The organism is Streptomyces sp. NPDC054849, assembly GCF_053610945.1.
In genome coordinates this window covers 1-23,036 of sequence record NZ_JBSGZI010000092.1, presented here as the reverse complement: position 1 = coordinate 23,036, position 23,036 = coordinate 1, and the positions used below count along the sequence as shown (strand labels likewise).

At 67.9% G+C, this 23,036-nt stretch carries 17 protein-coding genes and 2 pseudogenes; 15 read left to right on the top strand and 4 right to left on the bottom strand.

All coding sequences use genetic code 11. The features are described from left to right. Positions 1 to 71 precede the first annotated feature (71 nt). From ACWGIF_RS29905 to ACWGIF_RS29895, 3 genes and pseudogenes are all read left to right on the top strand, one after another. Positions 72 to 407: pseudogene (locus ACWGIF_RS29905) on the top strand (ISAzo13 family transposase); the annotation flags it as partial. 133 nt (positions 408 to 540) lie between these two features. Continuing rightward, positions 541 to 1,797, top strand: a complete 1,257-nt coding sequence (locus ACWGIF_RS29900; protein WP_453502127.1) for an IS256 family transposase — start codon at positions 541 to 543, stop codon at positions 1,795 to 1,797. A gap of 36 nt (positions 1,798 to 1,833) precedes the next feature. Then, positions 1,834 to 2,264, top strand: a pseudogene (locus tag ACWGIF_RS29895) (ISAzo13 family transposase); the annotation flags it as partial. Positions 2,265 to 2,781: 517 nt separating this feature from the next. On the opposite strand, the gene dxr reads toward ACWGIF_RS29895, so the two are convergent. Together dxr and ACWGIF_RS29885 are read right to left on the bottom strand one after the other, a co-directional pair. After that, positions 2,782 to 4,044, bottom strand: a complete 1,263-nt coding sequence (gene dxr, locus ACWGIF_RS29890; protein ID WP_453502126.1) for a 1-deoxy-D-xylulose-5-phosphate reductoisomerase — start codon at positions 4,042 to 4,044, stop codon at positions 2,782 to 2,784. Further along, the gene (locus ACWGIF_RS29885) at positions 4,041 to 5,048 is read right to left on the bottom strand and encodes a 4-hydroxy-3-methylbut-2-enyl diphosphate reductase (protein ID WP_453502124.1); all 1,008 of its coding nucleotides are present in this window, start codon (positions 5,046 to 5,048) and stop codon (positions 4,041 to 4,043) included. Before ACWGIF_RS29885 ends, dxr begins: the two co-directional genes overlap by 4 nt. Positions 5,049 to 5,583: 535 nt before the next feature. Here ACWGIF_RS29885 and ACWGIF_RS29880 point away from each other — a divergent pair. The 7 genes from ACWGIF_RS29880 to ACWGIF_RS29850 all read left to right on the top strand — a co-directional run bounded on the left by ACWGIF_RS29880 (position 5,584) and on the right by ACWGIF_RS29850 (position 13,204). Beyond that, entirely contained in the window at positions 5,584 to 5,883 is a 300-nt protein-coding gene (locus tag ACWGIF_RS29880; protein ID WP_453502123.1) for a transposase family protein, read from the top strand. Then, entirely contained in the window at positions 5,823 to 7,172 is a 1,350-nt protein-coding gene (locus ACWGIF_RS29875) for an ISL3 family transposase (RefSeq protein ID WP_453502140.1), read from the top strand. The genes ACWGIF_RS29880 and ACWGIF_RS29875 overlap by 61 nt, the downstream gene beginning before the upstream one ends. A gap of 249 nt (positions 7,173 to 7,421) precedes the next feature. Continuing rightward, positions 7,422 to 8,786, top strand: a complete 1,365-nt coding sequence (locus ACWGIF_RS29870) for a cytochrome P450 (protein WP_453502122.1) — start codon at positions 7,422 to 7,424, stop codon at positions 8,784 to 8,786. A 339-nt stretch (positions 8,787 to 9,125) separates the two neighbouring features. Then, entirely contained in the window at positions 9,126 to 10,292 is a 1,167-nt protein-coding gene (locus ACWGIF_RS29865; protein WP_453502120.1) for a hypothetical protein, read from the top strand. Positions 10,293 to 10,297: 5 nt separating this feature from the next. Then, complete coding sequence (locus tag ACWGIF_RS29860) at positions 10,298 to 11,056, top strand: hypothetical protein (protein ID WP_453502119.1); 759 nt, start codon at positions 10,298 to 10,300, stop codon at positions 11,054 to 11,056. Beyond that, positions 11,053 to 12,372 carry an FAD-dependent oxidoreductase gene (locus ACWGIF_RS29855; protein WP_453502118.1) on the top strand — a complete coding sequence of 440 codons (1,320 nt, stop codon included), beginning with the start codon at positions 11,053 to 11,055 and terminating at the stop codon, positions 12,370 to 12,372. The genes ACWGIF_RS29860 and ACWGIF_RS29855 overlap by 4 nt, the downstream gene beginning before the upstream one ends. A gap of 4 nt (positions 12,373 to 12,376) precedes the next feature. Beyond that, positions 12,377 to 13,204, top strand: a complete 828-nt coding sequence (locus ACWGIF_RS29850; RefSeq protein WP_453502116.1) for an SDR family NAD(P)-dependent oxidoreductase — start codon at positions 12,377 to 12,379, stop codon at positions 13,202 to 13,204. Positions 13,205 to 13,248: 44 nt separating this feature from the next. On the opposite strand, the gene ACWGIF_RS29845 is transcribed toward ACWGIF_RS29850, so the two are convergent. After that, on the bottom strand, positions 13,249 to 14,028 hold the full coding sequence (locus ACWGIF_RS29845; protein ID WP_453502115.1) for an IS3 family transposase: 780 nt from the start codon (positions 14,026 to 14,028) through the stop codon (positions 13,249 to 13,251). Between ACWGIF_RS29845 and ACWGIF_RS29840 the strand changes: the two genes are divergently transcribed. From ACWGIF_RS29840 to ACWGIF_RS29820, 5 genes are all read left to right on the top strand, one after another. Further along, positions 13,918 to 15,092 (top strand): IS3 family transposase gene (locus ACWGIF_RS29840; RefSeq protein ID WP_453502114.1). Its coding sequence is split into 2 segments (ribosomal slippage): positions 13,918 to 14,185 and positions 14,185 to 15,092, totalling 1,176 coding nucleotides; the frame shifts between segments, so codons are not numbered across the junction. The two genes, ACWGIF_RS29845 and ACWGIF_RS29840, sit on opposite strands and share 111 nt — an antisense overlap. Positions 15,093 to 15,517: 425 nt before the next feature. Beyond that, the gene (locus ACWGIF_RS29835) at positions 15,518 to 16,972 is read left to right on the top strand and encodes a replication-relaxation family protein (RefSeq protein ID WP_453502113.1); all 1,455 of its coding nucleotides are present in this window, start codon (positions 15,518 to 15,520) and stop codon (positions 16,970 to 16,972) included. A gap of 47 nt (positions 16,973 to 17,019) precedes the next feature. Next, complete coding sequence (locus ACWGIF_RS29830) at positions 17,020 to 18,006, top strand: adenylate/guanylate cyclase domain-containing protein (RefSeq protein ID WP_453502144.1); 987 nt, start codon at positions 17,020 to 17,022, stop codon at positions 18,004 to 18,006. Beyond that, positions 18,003 to 18,506 carry a Pycsar system effector family protein gene (locus ACWGIF_RS29825; protein ID WP_453502111.1) on the top strand — a complete coding sequence of 168 codons (504 nt, stop codon included), beginning with the start codon at positions 18,003 to 18,005 and terminating at the stop codon, positions 18,504 to 18,506. Before ACWGIF_RS29830 ends, ACWGIF_RS29825 begins: the two co-directional genes overlap by 4 nt. A gap of 228 nt (positions 18,507 to 18,734) precedes the next feature. Beyond that, positions 18,735 to 19,739 (top strand): DUF4238 domain-containing protein, encoded by a 1,005-nt coding sequence (locus ACWGIF_RS29820; RefSeq protein ID WP_453502110.1) that lies wholly within the window; start codon positions 18,735 to 18,737, stop codon positions 19,737 to 19,739. A 103-nt stretch (positions 19,740 to 19,842) separates the two neighbouring features. Here the strand turns inward: ACWGIF_RS29820 and ACWGIF_RS29815 are convergent, their stop codons facing one another. Then, positions 19,843 to 22,359, bottom strand: coding sequence for a Helicase associated domain protein (locus tag ACWGIF_RS29815; protein WP_453502108.1), 2,517 nt, complete (start codon positions 22,357 to 22,359; stop codon positions 19,843 to 19,845). Positions 22,360 to 23,036 lie beyond the last annotated feature (677 nt).

The following is a 23,036-nucleotide window of genomic DNA, read 5'->3' as shown; positions in this document are numbered from 1 at the left end:
CCCAGGCCGGGTAGTTTGGGCCTGCCGCGAATCAAAGCGTTGCTTCGCGTTCTGATTCTCGTTGTTGTGGTATGGGCATATCTGTGGAGACCGAGGCGTCGCTGACGGTGAAGTTCGAGGCGCTGTTCCCGCACCTGGACGAGCGCCAACGCCGTCTGACAGCCGGGGCCGAGGCCCGATCGTTAGGGCATGGCGGGATCCGGGTGGTGGCTCGGGCTGCCGGGATGCGCGAGGGCACCGTCTCCCGCGGAGTGGACGAGTTGGATTCCGCTGTGGAGCCGACCGGCCGGGTCCGGCGCCCCGGTGGTGGTCGCCGGAAGCTGTCCGATCTGGACCCGGAGCTGGTTCCGGCACTGTTGGCGCTGGTCGAGCCGGACATGCGCGGGGACCCGATGTCGCCGCTGCGAGCAATGCTCGGAACCTGTGGATCGGCCCGGGGGTGGGGTGCCTCGCGGGATGCGGAGGGCGTACCTTCCCGGGTGATCGACTCAAGGTCACCGAGTAGGCCCGCGTTCGAGCGCGGGCTGGGAAGGCACGCCCGTGCTCAGCGTAGTCAACGAAGACGGCACCACCGAGAGCGGTACCTCTCTAATCGACGAGATCGTCCGGGAAGGCGCGAGGCGGATGCTTGCCGCAGCCCTGGAGGCCGAGGTCGAGCAGTACATAGCCGAACTCGCCGATCAACGCGACGAGCAGGGGCGGAGGCTGGTGGTCCGCAACGGCCGTCACCGGCCCCGGTCGGTGACCACGGCCGCGGGACCGGTCGAGGTGGCCGCGCCGCGCGTCAACGACAAACGCGTCGACGCCGAGACCGGGGAGCGGGATCGGTTCTCCTCGAAGATCCTCGCGCCATGGTGCCGCAAATCCCCGAAGGTCAGCGAGGTCCTGCCTTTGCTCTACCTCCACGGCCTGTCCTCGGGCGACTTCGTACCCGCACTCGAGCAGTTCCTGGGCAGCGCGGCCGGCCTGTCGTCGGCGACGGTGACCCGGCTGACGAAGCAGCGGACCGCCGAGCATGCCGCCTTCCAGTCCCGTGACCTGGCCGGATCCGACTACGTCTACGTGTGGGCCGACGGCATCCACCCCAAGATCCGCCTCTCCCAGACCCATTCGTGCCTGCTGGTCTTGATGGGCGTCCGCGTCGACGGCACCAAGGAACTCATCGCGATCACCGAGGGCCTGCGCGAGTCCACCGAGTCCTGGGCCGATCTGCTGCGCGACTGCCGCCGGCGTGGCATGCCGGATCCGATGCTCGTCGTGGGCGACGGAGCGATGGGCCTGTGGCGGGCCCTGGCGGAGGTGTTTCCGCAGGCCAGGCATCAGAGGTGCTGGGTTCACAAGACCCGGAACGTGATGAACGCGCTGCCGAAGTCCGCGCAGCCCGGCGCGAAGAAGGCGCTCCAGGAGATCTACAACGCCGAGGACCGCGCCCACGCCGAGAAAGCGGTCACCGCGTTCGAGGAAACTTACGGGGCGAAGTGGCCCAAGACGGTGAAGAAGATCACTGGTGAGGTGGACAAGCTGCTGGCGTTCTACGACTTCCCCGCCGAGCACTGGATCCACCTGCGGACGACAAACCCGATCGAGTCGACCTTCAGCACGGTGAAGCTCCGGACCAAGGTCACCCGCGGCGCCGGCAGCCCGGCCGCCGCCCTCGCAATGGTCTTCAAGCTCGTCGAGTCCGCCCAGGCCCGCTGGCGAGCGGTCACCGCACCCTACCTCGTCGCCCTCGTCCGCGCCGGCAACCGCTTCGAAAACGGTCACCTTGTCGATCAGAACAAGCCCCTTGCGGCATGAACCACCTCAGCTGATCCACAACTCTTGACTATTGCTCCCGGCCCCCGCGCGAGAGCCTGGCTGGCCCATCCGGCTCTGACCGGCATGCCCCACGATCAGTGGGCCCGGCTGATCGCCGAACTGGAAGCAGCCCGGGCACTCCAGCGGGAAGAAGATCTTCAGCAGCGACGCGGTGGCGACCGGCAGAAGATCCCCGCCGCGCCGGCCTCTACACCGACGCTCGCCGACCGGCTCCTGGCAATCCTCCTCTACAGCGGCACGGGCTCCTGCAAGTGGCCATCGCCCCGCTCTTCGCAGTCGTTCCCCAGACCCTCAACCGGGCCATCAGCCAGACCCGGCGCCTCCTCGACGAGGTCGGGCACACCATCGCACCCACAGCGACACACCTGGCCACCCTGGACGACCTCATCGATCTCGCCGCAGAACTCAGCGCCACCCCCACACCACAGATCAAGACGGCGAGTTAATCCTATGCAAGCCCTAACTACCCGGCCTTGGGGGAGGCCCGACACCGGCGGCAATTCTTCAAATGCCCCGGCCATGGCGGCATCCGCCCACCGCTGCGGGACCGTCTTCCTTACTGGGGTAAGGAAGACCGCCTCGAAGGCGCCGCCAGGATCCACGGCCATTCTTCCTGCCCGGCTTCCGTGCTGGGCCGCTCCTACGATGATCATCTGCGCCAGCCAAGCCGCTCCCGTCCGGGCGTCGACGGCATGGTTCCGGCGTACCGCCGCGGACCGAATGCGCCCAGGCGCACGGCAACAACAACGGAAGCACACCGCGAAGGTCGGACATCCTGCTACGAGACAGGAACGAGCTGCTTCCCTTCCCGCCTGTCTCACCACCCGACGCCCCGCCCTCGACACTCCTCAACAGGTATGGGAGTAGGGCGTCTTGAGGCGGTCGTGCCGCGGATCGAGGCACGTACCCGTCTCCCAGTCGGACCGGCTCGACCAGGCGCTGAAGCAGTCCCGGCGGGTATCACTACAGGTAGAGGGCTTTCGAAGTTTCTTTCCGCGCCCGGGCCCTGGCCCAGGCCTCCGCTTCTAGGACGTCCTGGACCGTCAGGGAGGTTCCCGACTCAGGTGTCCCGTGCTCATCGACCACGGCAGAGACCGTATCCATGATTGCTGTGAACGGCAGCCGACCTGCCAGGAACGCCTCGACGCACTCCTCGTTGGCCGCATTGAACACGGCCGGGGCGGTGCCGCCGAGGGTGCCCACGTGCCGGGCGAGGCCCACCGACGGGAAGGCCTCCGTGTCCAGCGGGAAGAACTCCCAGGTGGAGGCCTTGGTCCAGTCGAAGGCGGGGGCCGCGTCCGGGATCCGCTCGGGCCAGCCGAGGCCGATCGCGATCGGGCCGCGCATGTCCGGCGGGGTGGCCTGGGCGAGCGTCGAGCCGTCCGTGAACTCCACCATCGAGTGCACGTAGGACTGCGGGTGGACCACGACCTCGATGCGGTCGAAGGGAATGTCGTAGAGCAGGTGCGCCTCGATGACCTCGAGACCCTTGTTGACCAGGGTCGCCGAGTTGACGGTGATCACCGGGCCCATGGCCCAGGTGGGGTGTGCGAGGGCGTCCTTCACGGTCACGTGTCCCAGCTCGGCGCGGGTGCGGCCGCGGAAGGGGCCGCCGGAGGCGGTCACCACGAGCTTGCGGACGTCGGCGCGGGTGCCGGCGGCGAGCGCCTGGAAGAGCGCGGCGTGCTCGGAGTCGACCGGGATGATCTGGCCGGGCTGGGCGAGGGCCTTGACCAGGGGACCGCCGACGATCAGCGACTCCTTGTTGGCCAGGGCCAGGGTCCGGCCCGCCCGCAGTGCGGCGAGGGTCGGCGCGAGGCCGATGGAACCGGTGATGCCGTTGAGGACGGTGTGGCACTCGGAGGTGGCGAGCTCGGTCGCGGCGTCCGGTCCGGCCAGGATCTCGGGCAGCGGTTCGGAAGGACCGTACCGGGCGCTCAGCGCTTCTTTCAGGGCCGGTACGGCGTCCTCGCGGGCGACGGCCACCGTCTTGACCTGCAGCTTCCGGGCCTGCTCGGCCAGCAGCTCCACCCGTCCGCCGGCGGCGGACAGTGCGGTGACCCGGAACCGGTCCGGGTTGCGCAGGGCGAGGTCGATGGCTTGGGTCCCGATGGACCCGGTTGACCCGAGGATGACGATGTCCCGGAGGCCGGCCGCGGGGTCGAAGAGGAGGTGCGGATCGGCGAGGGGCGCTGGGCGGGGCTGCCGGGCAGTGTGAGGTCTCACTGTTCGTCCGGTGGTCGTGGCGTGTTGCTCGCTTCGGCGCGCAGGTCGCGGCGGAGTTCCTTCGGCAGCGAGAAGACGATCGACTCCTCGGCGGTCTTGACGATCTCCACGTCCGCGTAACCGCGCGCGGCCAGCCACTCCAGGACCTCCTCGACCAGGACCTCCGGCACCGAGGCGCCCGAGGTGAGGCCGACTGTGGTGACGCCCTCCAGCCAGGCCTCGTCGATCTCGCTCGCGAAGTCGACCAGGTACGCGGCCTTGGCGCCGGCGTCCTTGGCGACCTCGACGAGCCGGATCGAGTTCGAGGAGTTCTTCGAGCCGACCACGATGACCAGGTCGGAGTCGCCGCCCATCACCTTGACCGCCGCCTGGCGGTTCGAGGTGGCGTAGCAGATGTCGTCACCCGGCGGCGAGACGAGCAGCGGGAACTTGGTCTTCAGCGCGTCGACCGTCTCCATGGTCTCGTCGACCGAGAGGGTGGTCTGGGAGAGCCAGACGACCTTGGACTCGTCGCGGACGGTGACCTTCTCCACGTCGTGCGGGCCGTCGACGATCGTGATGTGGTCCGGGGCCTCGCCGGAGGTGCCGATGACCTCCTCGTGGCCCTCGTGGCCGATGAGGAGGATGTCGAAGTCCTCGTTCGCGTACCGGATGGCTTCCTTGTGCACCTTGGTGACCAGCGGGCAGGTCGCGTCGATCGTCGCGAGCTTGCCGCGCGCCGCCTCCTCGTGCACCACCGGCGCCACGCCGTGCGCGGAGAACATCACGATGGAGCCCTCGGGCACCTCCTCCGTCCGCTCGACGAAGATGGCACCCTTCCTCTCCAGCGTCTGGACGACGTACTTGTTGTGCACGATCTCGTGGCGGACGTAGACCGGCGCACCGTAGAGTTCCAGGGCTTTCTTGACTGCTTGCACGGCTCGGTCGACCCCCGCGCACCAGCCTCTTGGGGCGGCGAGCAGGACACGGCGGCGAGGGGTTCCTGAGGTGTTGGTGCTGTTCACGAGGCCCTCCCGAAGGGGGCAGGTCGGGGAGGTGGGCTGTGGGGCCGGTGGGTTGCATGCCAGGGCATCGCCGACGCGGGGTGGTAGGCGGGGCAGACAGCCCACCGGGGCTGATGTCCGGTCCAGTAGCGGGACGCGGCGGTGGCGTTGCAGGAGTACTGGGACGGGCGGGGTCTGACACAGCCACTGACTGATATGGCTGGCGGAGAGAGGTGGATCAGCGTTTCAGGGAGGAGATGCCCTGACGGGTCGGCAGTTGTCGGCCCGTCAGCCGTACCTGGGCGGTCCTGTGCCTGCTGAGCGTGCCCGGGCAGGGGCGCACGGTTTTGTGGTGGGCGAGGGTGCTGGCTTCGCCTTCAGCTCACCGCATTATGCCTTATACGCCTCGTCTGGGGGCAGGCGCAACACCTTTTGTCCGCGAGCACTCGTCCCGGGCGGGGAGATGTCTGGCCGCCACCGGGGAGCTACTTCGGCTCTGATCCACATTTCGGGATCACCCAGCGTGACTCGTCTTCAAGTTGATATCTGATCAGGTGTGTTACGTGATCAGATACTTGACCTGCTCCTTCCGCATCTGGCGGGTGTGCTCGTCCTTGACGTACGGGAGGTCGATGCGAGGTTGTGCATCACGGCCTGTACCGCTGTGGAGGAGGCACGCTGCCCGGACTGCGGTACCAGTACGCGGAGGGTCCACGACCGCTACGGACGGCGGCTCGGCGATCTCGCCGTGGGCGGACGACCGGTGACGATAGCCTTGACCGTGCGCCGGTTCCGCTGCGCTGCGCTGCCGCAGACTGCCCGCGCCGCACCTTCGCGGAACAGGTCGAGGGCCTGACCTTCCGGTACGGGCGCCGAAGCCAGCTTCAGCAGGCGGCACTGGAGGCGATCGGCCGTCTCCTGGCCGGCCGGGCCGGTGCCCGGCTCGCCGACATGCTGCACTGTCCGGTGAGCCCGAACACCCTGCTCCGTCGGGTGCGGGCCCTGCCCGCCGGCCCACCGGAGCGAAGCCCGCGGGTGCTGGGGGTGGACGACTTCGCTCTCAAGCGAGGGCACGTCTACGGCACCGTGCTGATCGACATCGAGACCGGACGCCCCGTCGACGTGCTCCCCGACCGGACCGCCGGGACCTTCACCGCCTGGCTCCAGCAGCACCCCGGGGCCGAGGTCGTGTGCCGCGACCGGGCCAGCGCCTATGCCGAGGCCGTCCGCACTGCGGCGCCGGACGCGGTCCAGATCGCGGATCGCTTTCATTTATGGCTGAACCTGTGCAAGACGGTGGAGAAGTGCGTCGTCGCCCACCGCCGCTGCCTCATCGCGACCGAGGCCACGGACCATGACGAAGTAGTGGAGCCGACTGCCGGGCCACCGGCGATCGAGGGCAAACGGGCGGCGAACGCCCGGCGCCACTTCGCGGCGGTGCACGAGATGTACGACAAGGGCGTCGCCATCGAAGTGATCTCGAAGTCGCGGCGGATGGACCGCAAGACAGTCCGCAAATACGCCCACGCGAAGTCCGTCGAGGACCTACTTGCGCCACCGCGGCCGAGCCGACGGGCGCTGCAGCCCTGGGCCGAGTACCTCAATATGCGCTGGCAGGAGGGCTGCACCGACAGCGGACGCCTCTTCCGGGAGATCCAACAGCGCGGATATCGCGGCAGCAACCGCAGCGTCCGGCGCTGGCTCGAGCCCCTGCGGTCCACTGAAGCCCCAACGCCCAAGCGGTCCGAGACACCCACCGTCCGGCAGGTCGTCGGCTGGCTCACCCGCCACCCCGACAACCTCACCTCCGGCCAGCAGCTCCGCCTCAAGCGCATCCTTACCCGCTGCCCCGAACTCGCTGATCCCCGCAAGCACATCGGAGACTTCGCCACGATGATGACGAACCTCCACGGCCACCTGCTACCGCGCTGGATGGAAGCGGCGCAGGCCAGCAAGCTGCCGCCCCTGCGCAACTTCGCCAGCAACCTCAACAAGGACCTAGACGCCGTGACCGCTGGTCTGACCCTGCCCTACTCCAGCGGCATGGTCGAGGGGCACGTTAACCGGGTCAAATTCCTCAAACGCCAAGGCTACGGACGCGCCAACTTCGACCTCCTCCGACGCCGCATCCTCCTGACCCCGTAAGCCGATCACGTTGGGTGATCCCGAAATGTGGATCAGAGCCGCTACTTCCACGGTTCTGATCCACTTCCACTACATGGCCGTTGACAGGTTAACGGGCTTGTTTTCTTAACCAGTGCGTGGAGAGGTGCTTCTGGCGCGGTACTGACGGGAGCAGGACTCTGGTGCGGGCAGGTGGCAGAAGAACCTGCATACCTGCCCTGAAGGCTGATCTGTTCGAAATGTTCAGGTGCTGCCCGCTAGGAGCCGGCCATGCCAGAAACACCCAACGCCCCTATGAGCGCCGCCCCAGGGGCCTGGCCCCTGCTCGGGCATCTCCTGCCGCTGATGCATGACCCGCTGCAATTCCTGCGCTCGCTGCCCGCCCACGGCGACCTGGTGCGAGTGAGGGTCGGTCCTTTGACAGCGGTGGTCGTCTGTGACCCCGAGCTGACCCGCCAAGTGTTCGCGGACAGCCGCACTTTCGATAACGGAGGGCCGCTTTTCGATCGGCTGCGCGAGGTGTTGGGCAATAGCCTTGCCACCAGTCGGTACCACGATCACCGGCGGTTGCGGCGGCTGGTTCAGCCAGCCTTCCGACCCCCTTGCATGGCACGCTACGCGCCGACGATGACTGAGCAGGCTCTAGCGGTCATCGAGGAATGGCCCGAAGATGGGGCCATCGATGTGCTGGCCGAGATGTCCAGGATCACCACACGGATCTTGGTGGCGACGATGTTCGGCAGCTCGCTGTCGGACGCCGCCGTGGCCGCAGCCACGGCCGATGTTCACGACGTCGTCAAAGGCTTCAGCACGCGCGTACTTATGCCGCCGCCCCTGGATCGCCTGCCCACACCAGGCAACCTTCGTTACTGGCGGAGCCGCGGCCGGCTTCGCAAGACCCTGGCGGCGGTCATCAACGATCGCCGCGCCGACCGCACCGATCACGGTGATCTGCTGTCGATACTGCTGGCGGCTCACAGCCATGAGGGCGACAGCCCGGGGCTGTCCGACACCGAACTGCTCGACCTTGCCAGCACACTCTTCATCGCCGGTGTGGAGACTACTGCGACCTTTCTAGCGTGGGCGTTGCATCTGGTGGCCGGCCACCCTGAGGTGGAGCGGCGCCTGCACGCGGAGGTCGACACCGTTCTGGGCGAAAGGCCAGCCACTCATGACGACCTGCCACACTTGCCGCTGACCGGCCATATCATCACCGAGACGCTCCGGCTGTACTCCTTTGTCTTCACGACTCGTACGGTCACCGCTGCGGCCAGCCTCGGCGGGCACCTTCTCACCAGCGGCACCATCATCGTCCTCAGTCCCTACCTCATCCACCACCGGACCGGCCTATCCACAGATCCCCCGGGCTTCGACCCCGACCGCTGGAACACCCCCCCGCCCAGGAACGCCTTCATCCCCTTCGGGGCAGGCGCACACAAGTGCATCGGCGACACTTACGCCATGACCGGCGCCACCCTAACCCTGGCGACCATCGCCAGTAGACGGCGTCTGCATCCCGCACCAGGCACCCAGCTCACTGCCCGCCCCGGCGCCCTTATCCAACCGAAGGGGCTCCGTATGGTCGCCACATCCCGCCACCGCAATCCAGCATCTGACTCATCGAGGACTGGCTGATGATGTCCGGCACCCGGCCCGAGGAGCTGTTCATCCGGCCCAGCTTCTACTGCCCGCAGGGCACTCCACCACATCACCGACGCGGCCATCACGAGGCATCATGACAATGCAGAACGCAGGCATGCTGCCGCAGCCGGCGGTCACGGGGGCGAGAACCGTATGAGTGCCGCGGGTGAGGCCGATCGAAGCGCTATCTTTCGGGGCACCGTCCAGGCGTACCGGGACAGCCTGGCCCTGCTACCTGGGGGCCCGTATCGTCGCTACTGCGCATGGTTGCTTGATCACCCCTCTCTGTCGCGTCGTTGGCTCCGGCTGATTGCTCTTGAGGAACTCGTGAGTATGACCGGTGCCCTCCTGGACCGGATGCCCCTCGACCGGGACGAGCTGGACGCGCTGGGCGCTTACAGCACGTTCATGAGTGTGCATCAGATCTACGAGGTCGTCTCGGACAATCTGGCCATCGGACTGGCTGGCCCAGGACTAGCCTCCCGCGTAGGGCCGGTAGCGCAGGAGCGCGAGGAGATCCTGCGGTCGTTCAATCCAGCCGCTGCCGAGAGCCTGAGTGCGACGGACTGCCGGCTCGCGCAGGCCGCGTTCGCCGCGTGGGAGAGCCTGGCACGCGGGATTTCCGCATTCCGCAACAGCAATAACGAAGCCGAGCACCGAGCCCTTGCCGAAGCCTACGGGCGGGAGCACCCAGGCGAGGACCTGTCTGCGCTGGAGTTTTCGGTGGCGCCATGCCTGCTGGCGAACATCACCTCCGGGCTCTCCATGGCAGACGTTGTACGCGATCTGGCCACCTGGGATCTCTTCATCACCGGGCTCGCACGCCGCTACACGGCCGTGCAGCGACTGCTTACCGAGCGTCCCACGGAGGTGGAGGCCCTGCTAAGTATCGGAACGGACAGCATCATGGTCGTGTCTACCATCGCCTACTACACCGGGCTGATCAATGAAGTCGTTCGCCCCCTGCCCGGCTACCGCAAGGTGCTGGACGATGGAAGCGTTCAGCGCCTCCTGGCCGATGCGGCCCTGCTTGTACGACTGGTCAACGACGTGGGGACGCGGCTGCTGGAGCAGGCCCCGCAGGACCGGCGCCAGTTGGTCGCCAGGCTGCGCGCCTCGGCCGACGCAGCGCGTGCGGAAGATTTAGAGCAGGTCCTTTGGCAAGCGCAGGCGGCTGAGGGGGCGCTGCTGACGCGACTGAAGAAGGACGTCGGCTTCGGTGAATTCAACGTATGCCTCGATGGCATCCGCCACCTCCCGGCGCACGATGGTCTCGCTCACTTCGAAGACCGCCTCGACCGTGTCACTAGCCTCTACCAACGCACTCTCGGCTCCTTGGCTATGGGCGCCGCCGAACTACGGGCCCGGACCGGCTCTTCCCTCGTCGGCGGCCCGGCTCTGCGTTTCGTCCACTTTCACCAAGAGCTCTATCGCAAGACGTTCGACGACCAGATGGGCGACTATGCGGTCGCCCTCAACAGCCCCAGCCGAGGGGAGTGAGCCTGATGACCACCCACTGGCACAAGGAGGCGACTGAATCTCTGGGGAAGGCGTTCTCCAGCGCGGCCGCCGCCCTCACGGCGCAAGGTGCGCCCACCCGACACTACGTGGTACCTGACTGCCACGGATACGCGCCCATCACCGGTGGCGCGGCTGACGTGTGGTGCCTGGAGGTAGATTTCGGGGCGGCCCTGCGGCAACCTGGTGAATCGCTCGTCGGAGTGTTCCAGGCGTTCGATCCGGCACACCCCCATCTGGGATTCGCGTTTCTCGGGCAGCGCCGCGTCGACGGAACGCCCGTCAGTAACCACCGCCTGCCGCGCTGGCGCTACCGGCAGGACAATCTGTTCTGCTATACGTTCATGCCGACGGTCAACGACCTGCTCGCGCCGCTCGACCCCACGGGCAAGGGAAGCAGCCAAATTGTGGGCGTGTACCACGGAAGCATTACCGCACCGGACTACCTATCCGTCCCCAGGAAGGTGGCGACCCTGCGCAATGACGCTCGTCGCCAAGGGCAGCACGCCGTCGTCTGGGCCGACTTCAGGGCCCCCTTTTCGGAGGCCGCCGTGCGACTTGTCCGGCGCTCGCTCCAGGGCAGCTGGCCCATTCACCTGATCCCCCGCGCAGCCCAGGCTTCGCGCATCCGGGTTCCTACGAGGCTGCCCGACGGGACGATCGGTTACTTCGAAGATTTCTCGGCCTCACTGGACAAGGCCATCATCCTGGCACAGGACTACCTCGCCGGCCGGAAGGCAGCATGACGGGCCGTACCCACGCCGTTGTCGTGGGCGGGGGCATCGCCGGACTCTGCACTGCCGCCGTGCTGACTGGCCACTTCCCACGCGTGACGGTCGTCGAACGCGACCGGTTAAGCGAGCTAAGCACCGGCGCGGCACGCCGCGGCGTACCGCAGGGACCGCACGTGAGCCTGCTGGCACTCGCAGGGATGCAGCAGCTCGACGCACTGTTTCCCGGGATGGTGCGCGGATGCCTGGCCGACGGGGCCGTGGCCGCCGAGGCGGGCAGCCAAGTCCGCGCGACCTTTCACGGTCGCCGGTTACGTCAGGACCACGCCGGGCTCGACATCCTGCTCGCCTCGCGCCCGTTCCTCGAGGAGCGGATCCGAACCCGCGTCCTGCACCACCCGGCAGTCACCCTGCTGGAGGGCACGCACGTTTCGAGCCTCCTGGCCGGCCGCAGCCACTCTGGGCGGAGCGGGGTGTGCGGGGTGCGGATGCACTGCAGACAAGACGATGCCACCGGCCGGGAGCTGGCGGCCGACCTGGTGGTGGATGCCACCGGCCGAGGAGCCAGGAGCTGCGCCTGGCTAGAGCAGCTCGGCTACGAACGAGCCCCGGAACAGCGCATCCCAGCGGGGGTCACCTACGCCAGTCTCCACTTCGCCCTGCCCCCAGACATCCTTGGCACCGACCGGGCCGTAGTGATCGGAGCCACCCAACGACAGCCGCTGGGCATGACCTTCGTGGCCCAGGAGGCGGGTACCTGGGTGCTGTCACTGCAAAGCTACGCCAGTCGGCGCCAGCCCCAAGACACGGAGCAGTTCCTCGCCGCGGCCGCCTCGATCGCCCCCGACGACGTAATGCACCACCTGCGTGGAGCGAAGGCCCTCGACAAGGTCGCAGTCCACCGCTTCCCGAATGGAGTCCGCCGCCACTACCACCGGCTGAGCCGCTTTCCCACCGGCCTTCTGATAACGGGCGACGCGCTCTGCTCGATCAACCCCGTCTACGGCAGCGGGATGGCGATGGCGGTGGCCCAGGCCATCGAACTCGACGCCTGTCTCGGCCAGGCCGGCCCGCTCGCCCCCCGGTTCTTCCAGGCGGCCCACCGCACGACGCGCCAGTCGTGGTGGGTGGCGGCCTGCGCGGATTACAGCATCAACCAGGGAAACAGTACGTCACGCCTACTCGGCGCCTGCTTCCGCAGGACCATGGCGGCAGCTGCCCGAGACCCTGCCGTCGCGACCGCGGTCGTACAGCTGATCGGCCTGACCGCCTCACCACGCCGACTCGCCAGCCCCGGCATCCTCCGCCGGATCCTCGCTCCCGGGAGATGAATCGGTGAACCGAGCACCGAAAAGCCACAGCGCCGACAGCGCAGGACTCAGGCGGGCCCCGCACCGCGAGCCAGCCACCGCACTGGTGACCGGCGCAGCGAGCGGCATCGGCCGATACATTGCCCAGACCCTCGCTCTACGGGGTACGGGCGTCGTGGCGCTGGACATCGACGAACGCGGGCTTCGCGAGACAGCCGCAGCCTCACCACGCATCACCCCGATCCCCTGCGACGTAACCGACCCAGGTGGCGTCAGCGTCGCGGTCGGGCAGGCGGAGCAGCTCCTCGGCTCACTGGACCGTGTCGTGCACTGCGCAGGCATTGAGCTCGCTGGCCGCCTCCTAGACCAGCCGCTCGGCGACATTCACCGGGTGATGGACGTCAACTACTTCGGCACGGTGAACGTGGCACGGGCCACCATCCCGGCGATGGTCGCACGAGGGCGGGGTGAGATTGCCCTGATCGCCTCCATCGGAGGATGGGTCTTCGCCAGAGAGTCAGGTGCCTACAGCGCTTCCAAAGCTGCCATCATCGCCTTCAGCGAGGTCCTCGCCACCGAAACCCGGGCATCGGGCGTCCGCCTGGTGTGCGTATGCCCTGCCGTGGTCGAAACTCCCATGGTCGAGCGCATGCGGAAAACCAACCCACACCTGGTGGGCACTGCCCGAGGCAGCCACCCCAGTACCGTTCTGAAAGACCTCGAACGCGCGCTGGCCCAAGGGCGCCATTACGCTTTCCCCGGCCGCGGCGCGACCACGTTGTGGCTAGCACGACGTCACGCACCCCGGCTCGTAGACGCCCTTGTCCAGCGAACCATCCGAAAATCCACCTGAATGAATCGTTCCGACTTTCCTGCCGGTGGTTTGCTGGCCGGTGATCAGTCGGCCGCAGCTTGTGTGTCAGCGTAGTGTGCTGCCTCGTACTCGGTGGGGCTGATCATGCCCAGAGTGGAGTGCAGACGGCGGTTGTTGTACCAGTCCACCCACGACGCGGTGGCGTACTCGACGTCGGAGACGGTTCTCCAGGGGCCGTCGTGGAAGACCTTGGTGCGTATGCACTCAGCCTTGTAGAGACCGTTGATCGTCTCCATCAGCGCGTTGTCATAGGCGTCCCCGACGCTGCCGATCGAGGGTCTTATGCCCTGAATGTGCAGGTGTTCGGTGAATCGCACGCTCGTATATTGCGACCCGGCATCGCTGTGATGGATCAACTGGCCTCTCGGGACGGGGTTTCCTTCGTGGCCGCGGCGCCACAGCGCCATCCGCAGCGGCACGTCGACCAGCTCCACGTCTTTCCTGACGGAGGCGTGCCAGCTGACGATCTTCTGGGAGAAGCAGTCCACGATGAACGCCACGTAGGTGAACGACTGGTAGGTGCGGACGTAGGTGAAGTCGGTGATCCACTTCTGGTCCGGCGCCGGCGCGGTGAAGTCCCTGTCCAGCAGGTCCGGGGCCCGGGTATCGGCTGGGTTCGGGACGGGCGTTACCCCTTGATCGTGGACACCCTGATCATTGGATCGTGAAGATCCGAAGGACAGGAGTTCCCGTTGGGGACGTCGAAGTACTCGCCTGAGTTCCGGGCCGATGCCGTCGCGTTGTACCGGGCCAGCCCGGGGCGGACGTACGCGTCGGTGGCCAAGGATCTCGGGGTGAACCACGAGACGCTCCGCACCTGGGTGCGGGATGCCGAGCAGTCCGCCGTGCCCGGCGCGGTGGAGGCCAGCGCGTTGGAGAAGGAGAACAAGCGGCTGCGGGCCCAGGTGAAGGAGCTCGAGCTGGAACGCGAGGTCCTGCGGAGGGCCGCGAAGTATTTTGCGGGCGAGACCAGCTGGTGAGCCGTTTCCAGTTCGTTGCCGACCACCACGACGCCTTCGGCGTGAAGCGGCTGTGCCGGATCCTGGGGCTCTCCCGTTCCGGGTTTTACCGGCACCTGGCCGGCTCGGATGCACGGGCCGGGCGGGCACGTGCGGACGTCGAGCTCGCCGGGCGGATCACGTCGATCCACACCGAGTCCGACGGCACCTACGGGGCTCCGCGCGTCACCGCCGAGCTCCATAGCGCCGGGCTGCGGGTCAATCACAAGCGGGTGGAACGCGTCATGCGGAAGTTCGACATCGTCGGGCTGCACCTGCGCAAGAAGGTCCGCACCACGGTCCCCTCGGCCGATGCCGTCCCGGTGCCGGACCTGATCCAGCGGGACTTCACCGCCTCCGCGCCGAACAAGAAGTACGTCGGCGACATAACCTATCTCCCGGTCGGTGACGGCCAATTCCTCTATCTTGCAACGGTGTTGGACCTGCACTCCAAGCGTCTGGTGGGCTGGTCGATCGCCGACCACATGCGGACCGAACTGCTCACCGACGCCCTCAAGGCCGCTGCCGGCGCGCGGGGCGGGAACCTGCGCGGAGCGATCTTCCACAGCGACAACGGAGCCCAATACGCCTCCAAGGAGTTCGCCCAGGTCTGCAAGGACCTCGGCGTGATCCGATCACGCGGAGCCGTCGGCACCAGCGCGGACAACGCCGCCGCGGAGTCGTTCAACGCCAGCATGAAAAGGGAGACTCTCAAGGGCGCGAAACGCTGGCCCGGAGCCCGCGCCGCCCGCCTCGCGGTCTTCCGCTGGGTCACCCGCTACAACACCTGGCGACGGCACTCAGCCCTCGGCCAGCAGAGCCCGATCAACTACGAACAGCGATCAACTACGCTGGCCACCGCCGCATAACAACCGGTGTCCACGATCAAGGGTGAAGGCCCTACCTCTGCACGCTCTCCCTCCTCGGCCCCGGTGTGGGGCGGTGAATGACGAGAAGGAGACACGACGATGGCGACGATCCACTGCCACCCGGCAGACGGCCTGCGGCCGCCGGCCCCGCCGGGCGCCGAGCTGGACGTGGGCAAGCCCCGCACTGGTTGGGCAAGCCGAAGTGGACTCCTTGAGGGGGCACTTCGGGCCCTCCTTCGGTACCCACTTGGGTGCCTGGCACCCGGCAGGGCGGCAAACATGCAGGTCAGCACGCGAATCAGCGTGAGAAGCGCGCCGTCACGCCCCTCTTCTCCCCTCTTGTTGTCCGTATGGGAGGAGATCATCGGGTTCCAGGGGTGCCCGGCGCCCTCCCCGACCAGCCAGGTCCAGCTCACGGCGGCCCGGTGCAGCTGGTCGCGTATGGCGAAGGGGTGGAGCTGATGGCGGGCAAGCGGCTGACGAATCCGGCGGGGTCCTCGAACGACTTGCGGGGCGGTGTGTTGCGCGTGCTGGGGGTGTTGAAGGTGGCCACAGCCGACCAGATCCAGCGGATCGCCTCCCCGCACCTGACCTACCGGCACACGACGAAGGCGACGGCCTCCGAGCGGAAGACCGCCCGTACCGCCTCGCACGCGGGTGCACTTTCCGATCTGCGCAAGCACGGTCTCGCCGAGAACGGCGGCACCAGCCGGGCGGGGGAGTCGCTGCGCAACCTGACCACCAAGGGCCTGGAAGCCGCCTCCTACGAGCTCGGGCGCCCGCTGACGGAGATGGGCTCTACCGCCCGTGGCGCGGGCTCCAGCGGGGCCACACACCCCATGGCCGTCAACGAGACCGTCATCGCGATGCTCCGCCCCAAGCCCGACCTCCGGCTGCTCACCGCGGAGCCGGCCGAAGCCAAGGCGGCCGCGCAGGCCGCCGTCGACGCCCCGGCCGGTGTCGGCACGATCGCCTCGTACGCGACCGAGGTCCCGCTGCCCGCCACCGGCACCTGGGGCGCGCCGGGCAAGGGCGGCGCCCAGGCCGACATCGTGCTCACCGCCCCGCAGGACCAGATTCCGCTGTTGTTCATCGAGGTCGACAACTGCCACGAGACCGCCGAGGAGATCGCGGCAAAGCTGCTCAAGTACTCCAGGTTCTTCAAGCGACAGATCAAGGACACCGACGGCAAGGACAAGCCGATGTGGCGCACCCGCTGGATGGCCCGCGTCACGGAGCGAGGAGAGGCCCCGCACCCGCCCGTCCTGATCGTCTTCAACCACATCGGCGCCCGCGACCCCAACCGCACCCTCCCGCGGCTCCAGGAGCTGACCCACCCGCTGTGGGCGGGCGAGCCGGCCGACGGGTTCAGCAGCTACGACCGCAAGATCCCGATCATCGCGACCGGACTGCGCAACCTGCGCGAGCACGGCCCCAACAGCCCGGTCTTCCTCCGCTTCGGCCGCACCCACATGCAGCCCCTGCGCGACGCGATCGGCAACCCCCGCCGCGACGCCGTCCTCACCCGCCAAGCGGGGCGGGCGCGAGCACAGCAGGAGGAGTACCAGGAGCAGCTGCGCCGCGCGGCCGAGCAGAAGAGAGCCGAGCATGAGGCCGCCCGCCCTGCCTGCGCCAGCTGCGGGACGAAGTTCGACAACGACCGATGGCAGACCACCCGCCTCTCCCCGACGCCGGGCAACCGGTGGCACCCGACGCTGTGCGAGCCGTGCGAGGCCAAGACCGTCGCGGCCGCAGACCAGGCCGAACGCGACCGCGGGGAGGCGGAGGCCGCCGCGACCGCCGAGAAGGCCCGCGGCTGGCGCTCCCGCTTCCGCCCTGGGCAAGCCCTCCCGCTGAGAGCGTGGGCAAGCCTTAGGTGACCCTGGGCAAGCCTTCTCTGTCGGTGGCGGCTGGGACGCTGGGACGCATGGACAGGGATGAGGAGCTGCTGCGCGGCCGGGTCTACGGTACGGACCACGACGCCTTAGATCCGGGTCCGCCGGCTGGCCGGGACTATGCCGAGCTGGTCGGCGGGCCTGGACTTCGGCCGACCTACGACGGCGGGCCGGACTGGTATGCCCCTCCGGCCCACCGTGCTGTCCATGACTACCCCACATCTGAGAGTCGGCGAACGTCCGCGGATTGTCAGTACCTGCTGCTACGTTCCCCGCAAAGTTCAGATAGGGGCAGGGAGGGGCTTATGTCGCTGGGGGATGACATTCGGTCTGATGTGGACAAGCTGGTGAGTACGGCGTGGACCATCCGCAACGGTCAAGTGGTGCCGGGGACGGACGACATCAGGCTCTACACGAACGACGCGGTGAGGCTGGATGCCGTCTACCTATACGCGGACCTTCTAGGGTCGACGAAGCTCGCGCGGAACTTCCCCCAGGAGACTGCTGGCAAGGTGATCAGGGCTTCCCTGCGTGCAGCGTCCCTCATCATCACGGGGCAAGGCGGCGAGATTCGCAGCTACGACGGCGATCGTGTCATGGGGATCTTCATCGGAGACTCGAAGAACTCGAGCGCGGCGAAAGCGGCACTGCAGATCAGCTATGCGATGTCGCACATCGTTGAGCCTGCCCTGGATGCCGAACTTCCGTCCCTGAAGCAGGGTGGGTACCGCCCTCGCATGTGCGTCGGCATCGCATCTGGAAAAGCGTTCATCGCTCGCGCAGGCGTCCGGAAGCGCAGCGATCTCGTCTCGATCGGGCGGGCACCAAACGTAGCCGCCAAGCTCAGCGACATCCGTGAGCCAGGCACGTACAGGACGTACATCACCTCAGGCGTGTATGGAATGCTCCACACCAAATACAAGATCAGCAACGGTAAAGACATGTGGGTTCCCAAGACTGACGAAGTCGGCGGCGAGGTCATGACGATCTACCGCTCCACCTACTGGTGGAAGGTATGACTGCGCCCTCCGAGGCGGTGGACACCGCCTGGCGGATCCATGGTGCGCTCGGGGACTGGACGGCTCGGGTCGATGCCAAGGCGTCGTTCGCCCTCACGCTCGAATCCGCCGCGACAGCCGGGATCATCGCGCTGTCAGCGGACGATCGCCTGTTCGCCGATCTCCACGGCTGGGGCGCACGCGTTCCGCTGTGGATCGGCACGGTCATCATCCTGGTCGGCGGGTTCCTGGCCATGCTGGTGGTCGTGCCCCGGCTCCGCTCGTCGAAGGACCTCGAAGCGGAAGCACCCAACCACTTCATCTACTTCGGGCACCTCCGGCACCGCGAGGTCACGGAACTGGGGACGGCTCTGCAGCACACGGATGTCCTGCCGGTGCTCAGCCAGCAGCTCATCAAGATGAGCGAGATCGCCTGGCGCAAGCACCGCTACGTGCAGTGCTCCTTCGTCTGCTTCGGCGTGGGAGCGTTCATCGTGTTCATCGCGGGCGTCGTCGCCTGACTGCCCACAACGACGGGCCGCGTGGAATTCGTGCGGCCCGTCGACGTGGTCTTGAGGTTGACCGACTGAGGCGGTGCGCGGCTCACGCGAGTTCACGGTCGTCCAGCGGTACGTCCTCCGGTTCACTGTTAGCATCGGCTCGTGAGCGACCACGTCCTGTGGCTATGCCGTCTACGTAGCCGGAAAACTCCGAGGTTGCTCACCGCCGGGCCGCTTACGCTGAGTCTCGTGTCTGCACCGAAACTCCATCACTATGTGCCCCAGAGCTACCTGGCACGATTCGGGCGAGGCGACATGGTCAGGGTGAAGCGCCGGTGCCCGCCGAAGACGCACCTCGCCAACGTCAAGAACATCGCAGCCGAGACCGGCTTCTACACGATCACGGACGACAACGGCATGCCCTCCACGGCCATCGAGCACGAGCTCAGCGGCCTGGAAGGACAGGGGCTAGCCGCCCTGCGCCGAATAGACGAGACGGGCATGCCTCCGGCCGTCGGCACCGACGACCGCGAGCTCCTCTGCCTCTACCTGGCTGTGCAGTTTGCCAGGACCCCGCGGAAACGCACGGGCACACTCTTCGGGCGCAACGTCACCGCGTACGCGTACGCGAACGGTCGGGAGGTCGACCTGGCGCTGATGACTGAGTACCTCACACGCAAGCATCTCGGTCGCCCGCCACGGGCAGCTGAAGCCCAGGGTGCGTGGGACTACTACCACGGCATCCGAGCGATGATCGGCGGAAACGACCCCACCCACGACGAAGCGGTCACCGCGACGCTCAGCTCCGTCCGGGTGTGCATCCCGCAGTACCGTGCTCGACGCTGGCGGCTCGAGACCAGCCGCAAGCCGATCTTCCTCACCTCCGACTCACCCCTCGTACTCTGGCGCCCGGAAACTTCGGATGACGCCTACCGGGGGTTCGGCCTGGAGGGTGCTCACGAGATCAGGTTCCCGGTAAGCCCTACGGCCCAGCTCGTGCTCGTTCCCGGCCAAGGAACATCCGCCGAAGAGGTCAAGATCAGCCGAGTGATCAGCTGCAACCAGGACCTCGCGGACAGCTGCGAACAGGTCGTTGTCGGCCACCCGGAGCGGCCCACAGCACTCGACAGGGTCCAGCTCACCAAGCGCGGGCCCACGCTGCGCTTCAACACAGCCCCCGGTATCCAGAAGAACCCGGACGGCACGGAAGAGCCCATGGGCGACATCCTGCACATGTACACCACCCGTCGCTGAGACCCGAGTGGTGGTCCGGACTGGCCCACCACTGCGGGGGTCCAGACGGCGGAGCCGCCACCGTGCCACTCGATCGCGAGCCCTGGAACCTACTGACACTCGACTACGCCCAGCGCATTCCGATCGAGGAGAGCTGCTCCATACGCTCGGGGCTGAGCGTGGCGGCCCGGCGGCGTTGGTTGTCGACCCACGTCCCGAGCTTCAGCGTGATGTCCCGCTGCGCCTGGCCGTCGCCGAGGGTGATCGTCTCGACGTGCTTGCGCGGCACCGTCAGATGGCCTTCGCGCGCGAAGAACTGGGCCGCGGCGGCGTAGTGCATGGCCCACTTGTCTGCCTGGCTGGTGCGCGGCTTGGGCTTCTCGTCCTCGCTGGCGGGCTCGATGCCGAGGATCTGTTCGCACATCCACTGCTGGACCCCGGTGAGCTGGTCCCAGCCGTGCCGGACCGAGGTGACCCACCGGCCGAGGTCCTCCCCCTGGCGCACGACCTCGCCCGCCGCGGTGGGCAGCGCCTGGGCGGTATCCAGGTGCTGGCGGATGAGGTGGAAGCAGCGCTGCCACGTCACCGGCCACGCCGGGCACCAGGACGGGTCGATTTCCTCGAGTTGCTCGCGCCGCTCCCGCGTCATCGCCCCGGCCGACGACTCCACCGGCAGCCCCTCCGCCCGCCGCTGCTCGATGTCCTGTGCCTTCCGCGCAGCGACCCGGGCGTTCTTCAGCCAGATCCCCACGGGTGCGCCCTGGTAGGCGGCGTCCAGCGGCGCCAGGAGGTGCCCGTGCTCGGCGGCCCACCCGCGCGCGGCCGACAAGCCCTCTGCCCAGGCGACGTCGAAGTGGGACCAGACCATCCCGAGCTTCTCCAGCTGGGCGACGCGCTCCTGGTCCATGTCGCCGCGGCTGTAGAAGCGGCGGGCGTCGGCGGTCCACTGCCCGAGGGGGAAGTTCGCCAGCGAGGCCGGCCACCCCGCCTTCTCCGCGTCCTCGGCGGCCGGGACGCGGAACGTGAACGGGACGCGCAGGTCGCCGTGGGCGCGGGCGTAGATGACGGCGGCCTCGACCCCGCGCCGCCAGTGCTCGTGTTCCGGGTTGAGGACACGCAGGTTGATGAATGCGGCGAGCGCGGCCGGGTCGCGGGGCGTGGAGAACTTCAGCAGGGCCTTGGCGGGCGCGCTGACGCCCTCGGAACCGTTGCCGGTCCCGTTGCCGCTCTTGCCGCTGCCGTCCTCGCTGACGGGCTTGTAGCGGCTCGGGGCCTGCTGCTCCGCGAGGGTCTCCACGACGCGCGCGTCGTGGGCCCGGAGCGCTTCGAGGAGCTTGGCGAGCCCGCCGTACGCCCGGCTGGTGAGCATGTTGTCCGCCGTCTCGCCGGGGCCGAGCAGGATCGGCACTACCAGTGAGGCGACCTTGCCCTCGTCGGGCTGCATTCGCAGGGCTCGGCCCACGGCCTGGACGAGGTCGGGCATGGAGCCGCGGACATCCGCCCAGTAGACGGAGTCGCAGTTCTTGGTGTCGACGCCCTCGCCCAGCACCTTCACGGAGCCGAGGTAGCCCTTCTCCACGACGGTGCCGTCCGTGGCGATCCCCTTGGCGAACTCGGCGAGGACCCGGCGGCGGTGGAGCGGCTTGTGCTCACCGCACAGCCAGTCCGCCCAGATCGTGGCCGGGTACAGCTCGCGGTCGCTGGCGTGCAGCTGCTCGGCGACGTCGGGAAGGCCGGCCGCGAACGCCTCCGCCTCCTTCACCACATGGTGGAAGACCAGCGTCCTGCGGAAGCCCTCCTCCGCCGACGCCTTCACCAGCGCGGTCTGCAGAGCGGCGAGCCGCGCTCCGCGGACCTCGGCCGAGCTGCTCTCCGCGCCCAGGAGCTGGAGCGTCGTGTCGGTCACGTCCACGCAGACGACCTGGTAGGGGGCACAGATGCCCCGGTCGATGGCCTCCGAGAGCGACAAGGTGAAGCACCTGCTGCCGAACGGGCCGTCCGGGTCGTCGTCCATGCTCGCGACCAGCTCGCCCGGCGAGCCGGCCTCGTCCTCGTCCCCGAGCTGCCACAGCCGGGGCGTGGCCGTCATGTACAGCCGGCGCAGCGAGGGGATGCGGGTGTTGTCGTGGACGACCGCCCAGGGCTTCCCGATCCGGCCCGAAACGCGGTGGGCCTCGTCCACGACGATGAGGTCCCAAGCCGCCAAGCCCCCGGCGTGCGCCCGCTCCAGCGTGCCCAGGCCGAGGGAGGCGTACGTGGCGTAGACGGTGACCTTCTCCAGGCCCCGCGTCCACTCCACCAGCTCGTCCACGTCCGTGGTGTTGGGGAAGGACACCTCCTCACCCCGCAGCGAGGACACCCCGATCATCGGGCCCCGGCGGCCGCCCTCGCGCCACGCGGCCTCGGTCTGGGCGAGCAGGTCCAGCGAGGGCACGAGCACCAGCACACGGCCCGCGTGGAGCTCCTCCGCGCTGCGGACCGCGACCCGGGTCTTCCCGGACCCGGTCGCCATGATCACTTGCGTTCGAAGCCCTCGTTCGGGCAGAAATGATCTTGCAGGCAATTCGAGGGCAGTCAGGACCGCATCAATGGCTTCTCGCTGGGTGGTCTCGCGGTGATCAGTTCGGCTTGTGGTCGACATATCCGCCTGCCTCCTCCTGGGTGCCGTCCGATTGATCCGAGCGGCGAAGAACGGGAAACCTGCACGTAGATTGGGTGCGAGGGGTTACGATTGGACTGACACGGTGCCTGGTTGACTTGACTCGCCGGAGCATCAGCGAGGCCGTACAACGGATCTCAATAAGCTTTCGAAGCCCTCCGAGTCAGTGCGCTCTGAGTCCAGAGTCTATCTCCACACTCAAAAAGACGCACACGGATTGTCGAGATCCCTCCTAACGTGGCGTGAAGCTGTTAGTCTGGCCTTATTGAAGCCAGGCAAGGCTCCTGACGGCCCCTCAATCCGCCCCTCTCCTCTGTAAGGCGGGCCCCCGTATTCCCGCTCCTTCCCCGAGGGCCCGTCACCCCCTCTCCCCTTGCCGCCGCTTGCACCTCACCCCCGTCCGGCCTGATGGCTGGTCTACTGCCTGCCTGGTCTAGGCCCGTGCGGAGCGCGGGCGGTGGCTGGAGCGGAGCGGAGGCCACGGGTCGGCCGGAGGCCGGCCCCTGGGGGGCCGAAGGCGCCCCGGCTTCACTGCGGTTGGCGGGTTCGCGGAGCGGGCCGGTGAACGGAGTGAACCGCGTCCGCTCACGCGGAGCGGGAGCGGAGGGAGGGGCGGAGCCCCGACCGCTCGCTGTCCAGGGCGGAGCCCTGGTGGACCC